Source organism: Sulfitobacter sp. SK012 (assembly GCF_003352085.1).
In the GTDB taxonomy this organism is placed as follows: Bacteria; Pseudomonadota; Alphaproteobacteria; order Rhodobacterales; family Rhodobacteraceae; genus Sulfitobacter.
Window position 1 is genome coordinate 1,769,732 of the sequence record NZ_CP025804.1, and the last position, 15,515, is coordinate 1,785,246.

The following is a 15,515-nucleotide window of genomic DNA, read 5'->3' on the forward strand; positions in this document are numbered from 1 at the left end:
ATTAACTACCCCTCTGGGATTTGGCCTTCTTGGCCTTTAACATTTCGAACAATTTTCGTGCCATGCCGGGTTTCTCAATTTGTGGTGCGCGGGCAAGGGCCAGCGCGTCGGCTTCTACGTCTGAAGTGATCACCGAACCTGAACCCGTCATCGCGCCATCACCGATATGCACCGGCGCAACCAGCATAGTGTTGGACCCAATAAAGGCACGCGCGCCGATATGTGTATGATGCTTCATCACGCCGTCATAATTGCAAGTGATGGTGCCCGCACCGATGTTTGCACCCGCACCAATATGCGCGTCGCCGATGTAGCTGAGGTGGTTTACCTTGGCTCCAGGTTCGATTTGGGCATTCTTGATCTCAACAAAATTACCGACGCGGACGTTTTCGGCTAACTCGGCACCCGGGCGCAGGCGGGCATAGGGCCCAACAATTGATCCGCGAGATATGTGGCAACCTTCGAGGTGGCTGAACGCGCGTATGGTCGCGCCGCTTTCAACGGTCACACCGGGGCCAAAAACCACATTCGGTTCAATGATGGTGTCGCGACCGATCACGGTGTCACGAGCCAGATAAACCGTATTTGGTGCTGGTAGGGTCACGCCATCTTCCAGCAAGGCAGCACGGGCGCGGGTTTGAAACGCAGCTTCGGCCTCGGCCAGTTGTGCGCGTGAATTGACGCCAAGGGTTTCGTCCTCGTCACAGGTAACAACCGTAGCGCTTAGGCCGCGAGCGCGGGCGAGGGCGACGATATCAGTCAGGTAATATTCGCCAGCCGCGTTTTCATTGCTGACCGCATCGATCAACGAAAAGAGCAGCGTTGCGTCGCAGGCTATTACGCCAGAGTTGCACAACGTAATCGCGCGCTCTTGCTCTGAAGCATCCTTGAATTCGACAATGCTGTCCAGCGCGTCACCAGACAGTACAAGCCGCCCGTAGCGTCCAGGATCTGCAGCTTCAAACCCCAAAACAACCACGTCGTGGTCGACACTGGCGTCGCGCATCTTTTCCAGCGTCTCTGGCTGCACAAACGGGGTATCGCCGTAAAGCACCAGAACCGTCCCATCAAAACCCTCAAGCGCCGGGCGTGCTTGAGCAACCGCGTGGGCCGTGCCCAACTGTTCGGTTTGCACAACAACCCGGGCTTCGCCGTCATACGCGAGGGCGGCTGTTGTGACCATTTCGGCTTCGTGGCCTGCTACGACGACAGTATGCGCGGGCTCAAGTGTGGCCCCTGCGGCCATCGCATGGATCAACATGGGGTCGCCCGCAATTGGGTGAAGGACCTTGGGCAAGTCCGAATTCATCCGGGTGCCTTTGCCTGCGGCAAGGATGACAAGTGCTGTTTTCATTATAATCTCTTTGTACTCTTGATAGCCCTTCTTTATCGGGTTCCCTGTGTGGCGCAAGCCATGGCGAGATCAAACAAGATTGCGGTTTGCAACAACTGGACGCAGAACTCCGCTTATTCGGCGGTGAATAGGAGCAGGCATGAAAACAGTCATTTTTGATCTAGACGGGACATTGGCCGATACCAGCGGTGATCTGATCGCTGCGGCCAACAGCTGTTTTCGGGCTCTAGGAGAGGGCGACATGTTGGACGCAAACCGTGATGCGGCAACAGCGCTAAAGGGCGGGCGCGCGATGCTGCGGCTGGGAATGACCCGCCTAGGGCGGGCCGAGGATGACGCCGAAATCGATGCGCAATACCCCCATCTGCTCGCGGCCTACGCCAAAGACATCGACAGTCATACCACGATGTACCCCGGTGCGATGGATGCGGTCGAAGCGCTGAAAACGATGGGTTACGGCGTGGGCGTTTGCACCAACAAGCCCGAAGGGTTGGCGGAAATTTTGATGACGCGGCTTGGTGTGCGGGCCGCGTTTGCTTCGCTTTTGGGGGCAGATAGCCTTTCTGTGCGCAAGCCTGATCCTGAGCATTTGTATGAAACCGCGCGTCGGGCGGGCGGTGACCCCAATAAATGTCTGTTGGTGGGTGACACGGATACAGACCGAAAAACGGCAGCGGCAGCAGGGGTGCCTTGTGTTCTGGTCACATTCGGACCCGCAGGTGGCGATATGCTTGCGTTAAATCCTGCGGCATTGTTGAAAGACTATGTCGATCTGCCGCAGATCGTCGTGAATTTGTTGGGAGAAGCATGACGGATGGATGAGGATTTCAAAGGCAGTTTCACCCAGCAAGAACCGATACCCGAAGCCGGGATCGAGGCCGCGATAGCCGTTATGCGCAGCGGGCGGCTGCACCGCTATAACACAGCCCCTGGAGAGACAGCTGAGACAGCGTTGCTGGAGCAGGAATTTGCCACCAGTGTTAGTGCAAAATACTGTCTTGCTGTGGCGTCTGGGGGCTATGCGATGGCCACTGCGCTGCGGGCCATGGGGGTTAAGCCGGGGGATAAGGTCCTGAGTAACGCGTTTACGCTGGCCCCTGTGCCGGGCGCGATTGCGGCCCTAGGAGCGGTGCCGGTGTTTGTGGGTGTGACACGCGACCTTACGTTGGACCTCGAAGATTTGGCGACCAAGGCGGATCAGGCGCAGGTTTTGCTGCTCAGCCACATGCGTGGGCATATCTGCGACATGGAGGCGTTGATGGCGATCTGTGACGCCCATGATGTGCAGGTCATTGAAGATTGCGCTCATACTATGGGGGCCAGCTGGAAAGGCATACCATCGGGGCGTTTTGGTGCTGTGGGCTGCTATTCGTGTCAGACCTATAAACATGTGAATTCCGGTGAAGGCGGTTTGCTGGTCACAGATGACGCTGAGATTGCTGCGAAGGCGATCATGCTGTCGGGATCGTACATGCTTTATGAAAGGCACTTGGCGGGGCCGGATTTGGCTGCGTTTGAAACGGTGCGCTATCAGACACCAAATATTTCGGGGCGCATGGACAACCTGCGCGCAGCTTTGTTGCGCCCGCAACTTGCGGACCTTGGAACGCAATGCGCACGGTGGAACGAACGGTATTATGCGATCGAAGACGGATTGCGCGGGACGCCGGGACTTACGGTGATTGAGCGGCCCCCAAACGAACGCATTGTCGGATCATCGATCCAATTCTTGTTAGAAGGGTGGACCGAGGGCCCAGTGCAAGAGGTGTTGGCGCGCTGCATTAAGCGCGGTGTTGAGCTGAAATGGTTCGGGGCGGCGGAGCCTTTGGGCTTTACCAGCCGATACGACAGTTGGCGTTATGTGGACGCAGCCCCCATGCCGCAAAGTGATGCGATCCTTGCGGGGATTGTGGATATGCGCGTGCCGCTGACTTTTTCGCTAGAAGATTGCGCGTTGATTGCGCGGATCATCCGGCAAGAAGTGAGCGCGGTTTTCCAATCACAGGATTGATCCAAAGGTGCGCTGGCGCGCATTTTGCCTGATTTGAATCGCCCCCTGCGGGATGGGTTGTCCGCAGGAGGCGTCTCTCGTGCGGGCTCTCGTCGTGCGACGCAGGCGTTGAGACAAAGCATGTTCTTGACCGGTTGAAGTGGTTTGTATATCTATTGAACAACTGTTCAATAACTTGATCCACGATTCCGAAGGGGAAAATAATGTTCAACGCCACCATGCAGTTTGACCTGGGCGAAGATGTGAATGCGCTGCGCGAGTTGGTGCACCGTTGGGCGCAAGAGCGGGTCAAGCCGATGGCTAAAGATATCGACCTCAAGAATGATTTCCCTGCCGAGCTATGGCGCGAGATGGGCGATCTTGGCTTGTTGGGTATGACGGTCGAGGAAGAGTTCGGCGGCACTGGCATGGGCTATTTGGCGCATACTGTCGCTGTAGAAGAGGTGGCGCGGGCATCGGCTTCGGTGTCGTTGTCTTATGGGGCGCATTCAAACCTTTGCGTTAACCAAATCCGTTTGAATGGATCAAACGAACAGCGTCGCAAATACCTGCCGGGGCTATGCTCTGGTGAGCATGTTGGCGCGCTTGCGATGTCGGAGGCGGGGGCCGGATCGGACGTCGTGTCGATGAAGCTGCGCGCCGAAAAGCGGAACGACCACTACCGGCTGTCTGGCAATAAATACTGGATCACCAACGGATGTGACGCCGATACACTGGTGGTTTATGCCAAAACCGACCCAGAGGCTGGCAGCAAGGGGATGACAGCGTTCCTTATCGAGAAGTCGATGAAGGGTTTCACGACGTCCTCGCATTTCGACAAGTTGGGGATGCGTGGATCAAACACCGCAGAGCTGATTTTTGACGATTGCGAAGTGCCGTTCGAGAACGTTCTTGGCGAAGAGGGGCGCGGCGTGCGCGTCCTGATGTCGGGCCTGGATTATGAGCGCGTTGTGTTGTCGGGGATTGGCCTGGGCATCATTGCGGCCTGTCTGGATGAGATCATGCCTTACATGGCAGAACGCAAACAGTTCGGTCAGCCGGTCGGTTCCTTCCAACTGATGCAAGGCAAGATGGCGGATATGTACACGGCGATGAATTCTGCGCGCGCCTATGTCTACGAGGTTGCAAAGTCTTGCGATCGTGGCGAAGTCACGCGGGCGGATGCCGCTGCGTGCTGTCTCTATGCGTCCGAGCAGGCGATGGTGCAGGCGCATCAAGCGGTTCAGGCGATGGGCGGTGCGGGTTATTTGTCGGACAATCCAGTTGGTCGGATTTTTCGCGACGCTAAGTTGATGGAGATCGGGGCGGGTACATCTGAAATCCGCCGCATGCTTATCGGTCGCGAGATGATGGGAGCGATGGCGTGACGCCATGCCTCTTCATTCGATGCGGCCTTAAAACCTGCGAGGATGTGCGCGCGAGATGATTTTACCGGGTTTGGACAGCGAAGGCCGATGGGCCGTGCCGGACCGATTGAACATGGCTGCGCAATGCTTGGCCCAACCGGCAGATGCGGTTGCGATCATCGATTTAACCGGGGATGTGCGGCGCGAAATCACCTATGCAGCCTTGGGCGAGATGGTGGACGGTCTGGCGCGCGCGCTGCTTGAGCGGGTGGTTGCCGGTGACCGTGTTGGCGTACTTCTGAGCCAGAGCCCCTGGTGCGCGGCGGCGCATCTTGCGATCTGGAAAATCGGTGGCATTTCGGTGCCGCTGTTCAAGCTATTCAAGCACGATGCATTGGCCAGCCGTGTTGGTGATGCGGGCGTGCAATTGGTGCTGACAGATGACGAAGGTGCCGCGTTACTGGGTGATTTGGCTGAGCCCTTGCTGGCGGATCAATCAGCGCAGAATGGTGCGCCAGTCGATTTTGCCGATACAGCGGCCGACGATCCTGCCGTGCTGATCTACACCTCTGGCACCACCGGCAGTCCAAAAGGGGCGCTGCATGGCCACCGGGTGCTGACCGGTCATTTGCCCGGGGTCACAATCAGCCATGATCACCTAGGCCAGACCGGCGATTGCCTGTGGACGCCTGCGGATTGGGCGTGGATCGGAGGGCTGTTTGATGTGGCCATGCCGGGGCTCGCGCTGGGGGTGCCGGTGGTAGCTGCACGGATGGCAAAATTCGATCCGGCGGGCTGTGCGCGGATCATTGAGCTGGGTGGGGTGCGCAACGTGTTCTTTCCACCCACGGCATTGCGGATGCTCAAAGCTGCGGGGGCCGAGATCAGCGGTTTGCGTTCGGTTGCCAGTGGGGGGGAACCACTGGGACCCGAGATGCTCAGCTGGGGTCGGCAAGCCTTTGGGTTAGATATCAACGAATTTTACGGTCAAACTGAATGCAACATGGTCGCCAGCAGTTGCGGCGCTGAATTTCCCGCGCGGCCCGGCTGCATCGGGCACGCGGTGCCGGGGCATGAGATCGCTGTTCTGGACGCAAAAGGCGTCCCAACAACGGACGAAGGCGACGTGGCGATCAAACGCGGTTCGGCCTCTATGATGCTGGGCTATTGGCAGCGCCCAAAGGAGACGGCGGCGAAGTTTCGGGGCGCGTGGATGCTGACTGGGGATCGCGGTGTCTGGGAGGGCGATTTCCTGCGCTTTGTGGGCCGGGAAGATGATGTGATTACGTCGTCTGGATACCGCATTGGTCCAGCCGAGATTGAGGATTGCTTGCTGACCCACCCTGCAGTCGCGACTGTGGGTGTTGTGGGTAAACCCGATGCGTTGCGGACCGAGGTGGTGAAGGCCTTCGTCGTGCTTAAGTCGGGGGAAAATGTGGATGCCAAGACGCTGCAGGACTGGGTCAAAGACCGGCTTGCAAGCTATTCATACCCTCGGGAAATCACTTTTTTGGATGCCCTGCCGATGACCGTGACAGGTAAGGTGATCCGGCGCGAGTTGAAGGCAATGGCCGTGGCGGAGGGAGCCTCATGAATGCAATGGCATGCCGCGACGCCGATCTCAGCGGTCCTGACTGTCATGTGGGTAAAACGCACACGCCCCCTGTAAATACCCGCCAAGACGGCTCCTCTCGTTGCGATATCTCCGATGTGCGCTTGCGGGCGCTCGGGTCGACCTTTGTGATCGTGCTCGCTGTTGTTGTCTTGCGCGCGTTTAATGTCCTAGCTTTTCAGCCTGTCGCCGTGGTCCTTCGGGCATGTAGCGCGATAGGCTTTCATGCACCCCACGTAAGCCCTTGTTATATTTTGGAGAAAGCACAATGAAGCTTCAGTCACAGGCATTGCCTTCTTCGGAACAGTTCAAAGCCAACAAGGCGGCCCATCTCGAGGCGCTGGCGCAAATTGGGGACGTGGCAAATGCGGCCTCTTTGGGTGGCGGTGAAAAATCCCGTGCACGCCATATCAGCCGAGGCAAGATGTTGCCGCGTGAGCGGGTGGCGAACTTGCTGGATCCCGGCAGCCCGTTTCTGGAAATCGGGGCGGTCGCTGCACATGGGCTTTATGGCGGGGCCGCACCTTGCGCTGGTGTGATTGCGGGGGTTGGTCAGGTGCAAGGCCAAGAGGTGATGGTGGTCTGTAATGACGCGACGGTGAAGGGGGGGACATATTACCCCATGACCGTCAAAAAACACCTGCGCGCCCAAGAGATTGCAGAGGAAAACCAACTGCCTTGCATCTATTTGGTCGACAGCGGTGGCGCGAACCTGCCCAATCAGGATGAGGTGTTTCCCGACCGCGATCATTTTGGCCGGATTTTCTATAACCAAGCACGGATGAGCGCTAAGGGTATTCCGCAGATTGCTGTGGTGATGGGATCGTGTACCGCAGGGGGTGCCTATGTGCCTGCCATGTCGGACGTCACTATTATTGTGAAAGAACAAGGGACTATCTTTTTGGCTGGACCGCCTTTGGTTAAGGCAGCGACAGGTGAGATTGTCACCGCAGAGGACCTTGGCGGTGGTGATGTGCATACGCGTCTGTCGGGCGTCGCGGATTATTTGGCAGAAGATGACGCACATGCTTTGGCGCTGGCACGGCGTGCGGTTGGGCACTTGAACAGGGCCAAACCCAGCACTGTGCAATGGGAAACACCCGAAGAGCCGGCCTATGATCCGTCAGAAATTCTTGGCGTGGTACCCGCAGATTTGCGCACGCCTTATGACATCCGAGAGGTCATTGCGCGGGTGGTGGACGGCAGCCGGTTTGACGAATTCAAACCGCGCTTTGGCGAGACATTGGTAACGGGGTTTGCCCATCTCAAGGGCTGTCCGATTGGGATAATCGCCAACAATGGCGTGCTATTTTCGGAATCGGCGCAAAAGGGGGCTCATTTTGTGGAATTGTGCTCTGCGCGGGGGATACCGTTGGTGTTCTTGCAAAACATCACGGGCTTTATGGTAGGGCGCAAATACGAGAATGAAGGCATCGCGCGACATGGGGCCAAAATGGTGACGGCGGTGGCTTGCACCAATGTGCCAAAGGTCACGATGCTGGTCGGAGGATCGTTTGGTGCGGGAAATTACGGCATGGCTGGAAGGGCTTATAGCCCAAGGTTTATGTGGTCGTGGCCTAACTCGCGGATTTCTGTGATGGGCGGCGCGCAAGCGGCGGGGGTGCTGGCGACGGTGAAACGTGACGCGATTGAGCGCGCCGGTGAGAGTTGGAGTGTCGAGGATGAGGCGGCATTCAAGCAGCCTACGATTGATATGTTCGAAGAACAGAGCCATCCGCTTTATGCTTCGGCGCGGCTGTGGGATGATGGGATTATTGACCCTCGAAAAAGCCGCGACGTGCTGTTTCTGAGCTTGTCTGCGGCGTTGAACGCGCCAATCGAGGAGACGAAATTTGGTGTGTTCCGGATGTGATTTGCGCGGTGCACATTGCGTACACAACCCGTGCACCGGACGTACACCACTGCTGTGCACGATAGGAGAACTCGGATGACGTTGGACGAGGCGATGAAGAAATATCCCGGGGCGGCGACATTTTCGTTTGGCGACAGCCCGGCGCTAATCGCGGAGCTGACAGGGTTGGTGCGCTTGGGGCACAAGCGTGCGACGTGCACAGCGGTGATCGATATTGAAGCGGGGCGTGAAGCCAAGCCGAAGATTGGCCGGCGCGACATTGCCCTTGGGCCATACGGAGCCCCGGCGCTTGTTATTGAGACTAAGGAATTGGTCAACACGACCTGGGCGCAGATGACCGAAGAGATGGCACTGGCGGAGGGCGAAGATGAGACACTCGAGGGCTGGCGGGCAGGGCACCGGCGCTATTATTCGCGCCAAGGGATTTTCGCTGAGGATATGGCACTGATCTGGGAACGGTTCGACGTGATCGAGGATTTTGGGGGATGATGCGCGAGAGAAACGCGCGCATGCATTAGAATTCGATTTATATGATGAAGATGAAGCAAGGTGATGGGATGAAGAATGTTTGATACGATCCTGATTGCGAACCGCGGCGAGATAGCTTGCCGGGTGATGGAAACGGCCCAAGCGATGGGTGTGCGCTGTATTGCGGTTTATTCGGACGCGGATACCGCGGCCAAGCATGTCGCCATGGCGGATCACGCTGTTCATATCGGTGGATCGACCCCGGCGCAAAGCTACCTCAGGGGGGATGTGATCATTCAAGCGGCGTTGGACACGGGCGCGAAGGCCATCCATCCGGGCTATGGCTTTTTGAGTGAAAACCCAGATTTTGTGGATGCGGTTGCGGCAGCGGGGCTGACGTTTATTGGACCGAGTGCATCTGCCATTCGCGCGATGGGTCTTAAGGATGCGGCTAAGGCGTTGATGGTTGAGGCGGGCGTGCCTGTTGTGCCGGGATATCACGGGGCGGATCAGAACGATGCGCTGTTGGCAGATGAGGCCGGCAAAATCGGCTATCCGGTCTTGATCAAGGCGGTTGCGGGCGGCGGCGGTAAAGGCATGCGGCTGGTTGAGGAAGCCGCGGAATTTCAGGCCGCATTGGACAGCGCGCGTTCAGAAGCAAAGACGGCTTTTGGCAATTCTGATGTGCTGGTTGAGAAATTTGTGACCCAACCCCGCCATATTGAGGTGCAGGTATTTGGCGACGGCTCAAACGCGGTGCATCTGTTTGAGCGCGATTGTTCGTTGCAGCGACGCCATCAAAAGGTGATCGAAGAAGCGCCTGCTCCGGGCATGACGCAAGACATGCGCACAGCCATGGGCAAAGCGGCAGTGCGCGCGGCGGAAGCCATTGGATATAGCGGCGCAGGTACGGTCGAATTTATCGTTGATGGCTCTGACGGATTGCGATCTGACGGGTTCTTTTTCATGGAGATGAACACGCGTTTGCAGGTGGAGCATCCTGTAACAGAGGCCATTACTGGTGTTGATCTGGTAGAATGGCAGTTGCGGGTGGCCGCGGGTGAAGCCCTGCCTGCACAACAAGAAGAGTTGAGCATCAGCGGTCACTCCTTTGAGGCGCGGCTTTATGCGGAGGACGTGGCAAAGGGTTTCTTGCCCGCCACTGGGACGCTGACGCATTTGTTGTTTCCGAAAGGCTGCCGCGCTGATAGTGGCGTGCGGGCCGGCGATGTGATCAGCCCGTTTTATGATCCGATGATTGCCAAAGTGATCGTGCACGGACCCACCCGCGCGGTCGCCCTTGCGCGGCTGCGTCAGGCGCTGGCGGGCACACAGGTTGCGGGGACGGTCACCAATCTGGCCTTTCTAAGCGCGCTGGCAGGGCATGCGGGCTTTGGCCGGGGCGAGGTGGATACCGGGCTGATTGGACGCGATATTGACACTTTGACAGCGGTCCCTGAAGTGGCTCCGCGCCACGTAGCGCTGGCTGGAATGGCGGCACTGGGTCTTTTGGAAACAGGCGCGCAGGCGGGGTTTACGCTTTGGGCACCCCTTGAGCGGCAGGTGATGCTTCGGTGGGATGGTGAGGACCACCTGATCAAGGTGGCGGTACGTGGACCGGATGCACAGGATTGGCAGATCGGGGATGTGCTGGTTGAGGCGCGGCGCTTGGGCGGCGTTTGGCGGATTGGGGATATCTTTGCAGCCCCGGTGAGCCAGTCGGGTGGCGTAGTGACAGTGTTTGATCATGCCGGTTTGATCTTTGACGTGGTTGATCCCTTGGACCGTGCGGCGGGTACGCAAGGGGACGGAAACCTTATTGAGGCACCGATGCCAGGGCTGGTGCGGATGATGGATGCAAAGGTCGGGCAGGTGGTGTCAAAGGGCGACAGGCTTGCCGTGTTGGAGGCGATGAAGATGGAGCATTCGTTGCTTGCTGCGCGCGACGGGGTGGTGGCTGAAGTGCTGGCGGCCCCCGGCGATCAGGTTGAAGCGGGTGCTGCGCTTGTTCGGCTGGAAGCGGAAGTGGAGGTGGCCGCTTGATTACGCTCCATCACTGCCCGCAAACACGGTCCATGCGCACACTTTGGTTGCTGCATGAATTGGACGTGCCGTTCCAGTTGCGCAGCTATCCGTTTGACCAAACATTGCGCAGTCCCGAGTTTTTGAGCCTAAGCCCCGCAGGCCGGGTGCCTGCGCTGGAGATCGAAGGCGAGCGGATGTTTGAAACCGGGGCCATCACCGAATTTTTATGTGAGAAGTTCAGCACGGATCGATTGGGCCGCAATGCACGCAGCCCCGACCGGATGGCATGGCTGGTTTGGGTGCATTTTGCTGAAACCATCAGCCAGCATATCGCAGCCTTGACCCAACAGCACATCATGCTGCGCGAGGATTGGATGCGCAGCCCCACAGTGATGAAGTTAGAGGCCGCGCGGCTGACCAAATGCTACGTCGCACTTGAGGCCAGATTAAGCACACCCGTCGAGCGGCGCGATTACCTTCTGACCAGCGGCTTTTCTGCGGCGGATATTTCCGTTGGGCAAGCGGTCTACATGGCGCAATACTTTGCTAAGATTGATGAATTTCCCGCAGTGGCAGATTGGTACGAGCGTATTTCCGAGCGGCCAAGCTTTGCCAAGTCACTGCCACAGGGCGGTGGAATCTATGCGCGTGAATTTTATCCCCCCTGGCCGACAGAAGCGCGCTAGGGTGGGTGAATACCAACTGAGAGGGACAGCAATGCGGTACGAAAAATTCAAATTTAAAGACCGGGTGGGCATGCGATGAACTTAGGCACTTGCGAGATTTTCGAAGTAGGACCGCGCGACGGGCTACAAAATGAGACCCGTGAGATCCCGGTGGCTGAAAAAGTCGCCTTGGTCGACAAGCTGAGTGAGGCTGGTTTTGGGCGGATCGAATGTGCAAGTTTTGTGAGTCCGAAATGGGTGCCGCAGATGGCGGGCTCTGGCGACGTTCTGGCCGCGATAAATCGCAAGAAGGGCGTACGTTATGCGGCGCTGACGCCGAATATGCGTGGCTACGAGGATGCGATTGCCGCAGGCGCGAATGAGATCGCCGTCTTTGCCTCGGCCTCCGAAGGGTTTAGCCAAAAGAACATTAACGCCAGCATCGAAGAAGCCTTTGAACGGTTCGCCCCCATTCTGGAAGAAGCGCGCCATATCGATTTGCCGGTACGCGGCTATGTGTCTTGCGTTGTGGAATGCCCCTATGACGGTGCGATCTCGCCCGCAGCGGTGGCGGCGGTTGCCGATAGATTGTTTGCGATGGGCTGTTACGAAGTGTCTCTGGGCGATACCATTGGTGCCGGCACGCCTGACAGCATCGCGCGGATGTTGCTTGCGGTCCGAGACGTGGTGCCAGCGGGCCGTCTTGCGGGCCATTACCATGACACGGGCGGTCGGGCGATGGACAACATCGATGCCTCGCTCAGCATGGGTGTACGGGTGTTTGACACGGCCGTTGGTGGGCTGGGCGGCTGTCCTTTTGCCCCGGGCGCGGTGGGCAATGTCGCCACTGAGGCAGTGAATGCGCATCTGACAGCACTCGGCTACCAGACGGGCCTTGATCAAGAGCTGATTGTTGAGGCTGCAGCACTTGCGCAGGCGATGCGAGGATAAACGATGCATGAGACGATCTCGATCAAGGTCGATGCGCGCGGCGTAGCGACCTTGACCCTGAACCGCCCAGACAAACACAACGCCATGTCCGCGCTTATGTTGGCGGAGCTGACCCAAGCAGCTGCCGATTTGGGCGCGGATGAGAGCGTTCGGGTTGTGGTGTTGACCGGCGCTGGGCGTAGCTTTTGCGCAGGGGGTGACCTTGGGTGGATGCGCGACCAGATGCAGATGGACGCCGCTACACGGGCCGGTGAAGCGGGCAAACTGGCCACGATGCTTGGCGCACTCAATACCCTTCCCAAGCCGTTGATTGGCCGCGTGCAAGGTAACGCTTTTGGCGGTGGGGTTGGCATGGCGAGCGTTTGCGATGTGGCGATTGGCGTCGATACCCTCAAAATGGGATTAACCGAGACGAAGCTAGGCATCATTCCGGCGACCATCGGTCCCTATGTGATTGCCCGTATGGGCGAGGGGCGGGCGCGGCGTGTGTTTATGTCCTCGCGGTTGTTTGAGGCTCCTGAGGCAGTGGAACTTGGTTTGCTGGCGCGCGCGGTGCCTGAGGCCGATCTGGATGCGGCGGTTGAAGCTGAGGTGGTGCCTTATCTGGCCTGCGCGCCGGGGGCGGTGGCCGCGGCCAAGAAGCTGGCGCTTGATCTGGGCGGGGCGGCAACACCGGAGGCCGTCGAGATGTCGATTGCGGGACTGACTGCCCGGTGGGAAACTGACGAAGCATCCGAAGGGATCGGCGCATTCTTTGACAAGCGCAAGGCGGCGTGGGTGGTGTAGGCGACCTCAAATTTGAACCATGGTACCCCGAATTATCAGCGACTGAGGGGAATGGAGATGCGACTCCACACAACGAGAGCCGGTCATGCGGAACGCTCAAACATCAAAGCTGCGCGGACCTTTGCGCTGATTTTCTCAACGTCAGTGCAGGGTGGGCAAACTTGGACAAGTCATGACGCCATGTAGTGTTGAACGTCAGATGACTTTGACCTTTACGTCAAAACCTGACCGAAACACCGGTGGCCTCAACTGGTCGACGCAACACTTTAATCTTTAGAAAGAGATGGAGTGTTTTGAATGAAGTATCGTCGCAGGATTTACTATTCAGCTGAGCAGCGTGCCGAGATCTGGGATCGATGGCAACGTGGGGAGTCGATGAGTTCGATTGGGCGGGTCTTTGATCGCCAATCGTCGTCGGTATTTTCGGTCATCTCACCTACGGGCGGGATACGGCCGCCGGATCGCAGGCGTGGCAGTTCTGCATTGAGCCTCTCTGAGCGCGAAGAGATATCCCGCGGGCTGAGTACCAAGCAATCCTTGCGTGCGATTGCACGCCAGTTGCGACGTGCGCCCTCAACGATCAGCCGGGAGGTGCGGCGCAATGGCGGATCAGTCGGCTATCGTGCGTCTAGTTCAGATCAGGCTGCTTGGAACCGGGCTCTGCGTCCAAAGATATGCAAGCTGGCTTGTCACCCGACATTGGCCCGCGCAGTATCAGCAAAGCTACGGCGCAAGTGGTCTCCCGAGCAGGTTGCGGGTTGGCTCAAACGGGCGTTCCCGGAGGAGGCGCACAAACAGGTGTCACACGAGACTATCTATCGAAGCCTTTATATACAGGCACGTGGCGTTCTCAAAAAGGAGCTGCTGGCGCACTTGCGCGCAAAACGCACAGTCAGGCGTTCCCAGCATGCCAGCCTAAAGCGCAACGGTAATGGCCAGATTAAAGATGCTGTGTCCATCAGCGAAAGGCCTGCATCCGTCGAGGATCGCGCTGTTCCGGGTCACTGGGAAGGCGACCTGATTGGCGGATCGAAGAACAGCTATATCGCGACCCTGGTCGAGCGGCATTCACGATACGTGATGTTGGTGAAAGTCGCGAACAAGGACACTGAAAGCGTCGTCACTGCGCTGATCAAGTCGGCTCAGAAGCTGCCGCGAGAACTTTACAAATCCTTGACGTGGGATCGTGGCAAAGAGCTAGCAGATCATCCGCGCTTCACACTGGCCACGGATGTCGATGTCTACTTCTGCGACCCGCAGTCACCTTGGCAACGTGGATCAAACGAGAACACCAACCGGCTTTTGAGGCAGTATTTGCCAAGAGGAACCGACTTATCCGTTCATTCTCAGGCAAAGCTCAGCGCAATTGCAAGGCAACTTAACGAACGTCCTCGCAAGACCTTGCAATATCAAACCCCAGCAGAGAAGTTCGCTGAGTGTGTTGCATCGACCGGTTGAGGTCGCCCCTAAAATCGGACGTTCAGGTAAGATGCAGCGGAAGTCCGTTGCGAGCCCATTGAGTACGTGACTTGAACCCCCCCAACTATCCAAGATTGAAGAATTCACATAGGCTTGGTCGAAACAGCCCGAAATTCATTATTGACAGGTTCATCATCAAACATTTTTTGGCACTTTTGTCGGTATCGGCTTTTTATCTTGGCGGGGCAAACGCAATCCTAGCGCGATTTGCGGGCACATGCACTCAGGGCGATGCCGACCGTCTCTTCGGTGCTGCCCTCTCGATCATACTTTATTGTATTGCGTTGATTGCCTTACACTTTGCCAAAAATAGGCGCGTTATTTTTCTATGCACGCTACCGCTCTGGCCTATATGGATTTGGCTAACAATCTTCACACTCCAACTGAGTAGCGCGTTGTTGGTAAGTGGCCAGACAGCCTGTTCGTTTTTGGAAGGCATTTCTTATCCAGAAAGCGGAAATGAGGTGTTGTTTGCCACTCTTTGGATACTGATGACCCTAAGTTCGATAATTGGAGGTCTCTGTGTCTGGCGCTCTAGGAAGCAAGTCTCGAACGGTAACTAAGTCCCGCGCTGCCGACCTTGGCAAAGATAGTGGTGAAGGTCCGGTTTGGGGCAGAAATGCTTGATGTTCGGGCCAAGGCTGCATGGCGCGGATCCTTGATGGGGTTCAGGGAATCCGATGCATCGAGTCGTAGATGCGCGGCGTTCCACATGTGTGAAGATGGCGGGGCAGGTTGCGGCCTCATGCATCGCAAGCGCCAATCATGAAACTCCAGCCCAGCAAACCTGGCGTCAACGCGGGTTTTATCTGGCTGTTGCTTTGCGCGCCACGGGCCCAAGGCCATGACGTGATGGTGCGCTTTGAGCCCCACCTTTCGCTGCACATCCCGTTGACCCCACCTCGTCGCGCCGTTAAACCCGACTAAAGCCTGTTCCGCCGGGCC

13 protein-coding genes are annotated in these 15,515 nt (G+C 57.6%); 12 read left to right on the forward strand and 1 reads right to left on the reverse strand.

Features of this window, described 5'->3' with window-relative positions; all coding sequences use genetic code 11:
• Position 1: 1 nt before the first annotated feature.
• Entirely contained in the window at positions 2–1,354 is a 1,353-nt protein-coding gene (gene glmU, locus C1J03_RS08550; RefSeq protein ID WP_114885554.1) for a bifunctional UDP-N-acetylglucosamine diphosphorylase/glucosamine-1-phosphate N-acetyltransferase GlmU, read from the reverse strand.
• A gap of 139 nt (positions 1,355–1,493) precedes the next feature.
• Here glmU and C1J03_RS08555 point away from each other — a divergent pair, with 139 nt between their 5' ends.
• From C1J03_RS08555 to C1J03_RS25280, 12 genes are all read left to right on the forward strand, one after another.
• Entirely contained in the window at positions 1,494–2,165 is a 672-nt protein-coding gene (locus C1J03_RS08555) for an HAD-IA family hydrolase (protein ID WP_114885556.1), read from the forward strand.
• 3 nt (positions 2,166–2,168) lie between these two features.
• Complete coding sequence (locus C1J03_RS08560) at positions 2,169–3,365, forward strand: DegT/DnrJ/EryC1/StrS family aminotransferase (protein ID WP_114885558.1); 1,197 nt, start codon at positions 2,169–2,171, stop codon at positions 3,363–3,365.
• Positions 3,366–3,568: 203 nt separating this feature from the next.
• Positions 3,569–4,732: an acyl-CoA dehydrogenase family protein gene (locus C1J03_RS08565; protein ID WP_114885560.1), complete on the forward strand. Its 1,164-nt coding sequence runs from the start codon at positions 3,569–3,571 to the stop codon at positions 4,730–4,732.
• 55 nt (positions 4,733–4,787) lie between these two features.
• Positions 4,788–6,305 carry an AMP-binding protein gene (locus tag C1J03_RS08570; RefSeq protein WP_114885562.1) on the forward strand — a complete coding sequence of 506 codons (1,518 nt, stop codon included), beginning with the start codon at positions 4,788–4,790 and terminating at the stop codon, positions 6,303–6,305.
• Positions 6,306–6,591: 286 nt separating this feature from the next.
• Entirely contained in the window at positions 6,592–8,196 is a 1,605-nt protein-coding gene (locus C1J03_RS08580) for a carboxyl transferase domain-containing protein (protein WP_114885566.1), read from the forward strand.
• Positions 8,197–8,271: 75 nt separating this feature from the next.
• Positions 8,272–8,685, forward strand: coding sequence for an ASCH domain-containing protein (locus tag C1J03_RS08585; protein WP_114885568.1), 414 nt, complete (start codon positions 8,272–8,274; stop codon positions 8,683–8,685).
• 75 nt (positions 8,686–8,760) lie between these two features.
• Positions 8,761–10,707, forward strand: coding sequence for an acetyl/propionyl/methylcrotonyl-CoA carboxylase subunit alpha (locus tag C1J03_RS08590; RefSeq protein ID WP_114885570.1), 1,947 nt, complete (start codon positions 8,761–8,763; stop codon positions 10,705–10,707).
• On the forward strand, positions 10,704–11,375 hold the full coding sequence (locus C1J03_RS08595; protein ID WP_114885572.1) for a glutathione S-transferase family protein: 672 nt from the start codon (positions 10,704–10,706) through the stop codon (positions 11,373–11,375). Before C1J03_RS08590 ends, C1J03_RS08595 begins: the two co-directional genes overlap by 4 nt.
• Before the next feature lie 75 nt (positions 11,376–11,450).
• Positions 11,451–12,305, forward strand: coding sequence for a hydroxymethylglutaryl-CoA lyase (locus C1J03_RS08600; RefSeq protein WP_114885574.1), 855 nt, complete (start codon positions 11,451–11,453; stop codon positions 12,303–12,305).
• A 3-nt stretch (positions 12,306–12,308) separates the two neighbouring features.
• A complete protein-coding gene (locus C1J03_RS08605) occupies positions 12,309–13,091 on the forward strand; it encodes a crotonase/enoyl-CoA hydratase family protein (RefSeq protein WP_114885576.1) in 783 nt (260 codons plus the stop codon).
• A 297-nt stretch (positions 13,092–13,388) separates the two neighbouring features.
• Entirely contained in the window at positions 13,389–14,549 is a 1,161-nt protein-coding gene (locus C1J03_RS08610; RefSeq protein ID WP_114883801.1) for an IS30 family transposase, read from the forward strand.
• Positions 14,550–15,335: 786 nt separating this feature from the next.
• A complete protein-coding gene (locus C1J03_RS25280; protein WP_162798482.1) occupies positions 15,336–15,497 on the forward strand; it encodes a hypothetical protein in 162 nt (53 codons plus the stop codon).
• Positions 15,498–15,515: the final 18 nt, after the last annotated feature.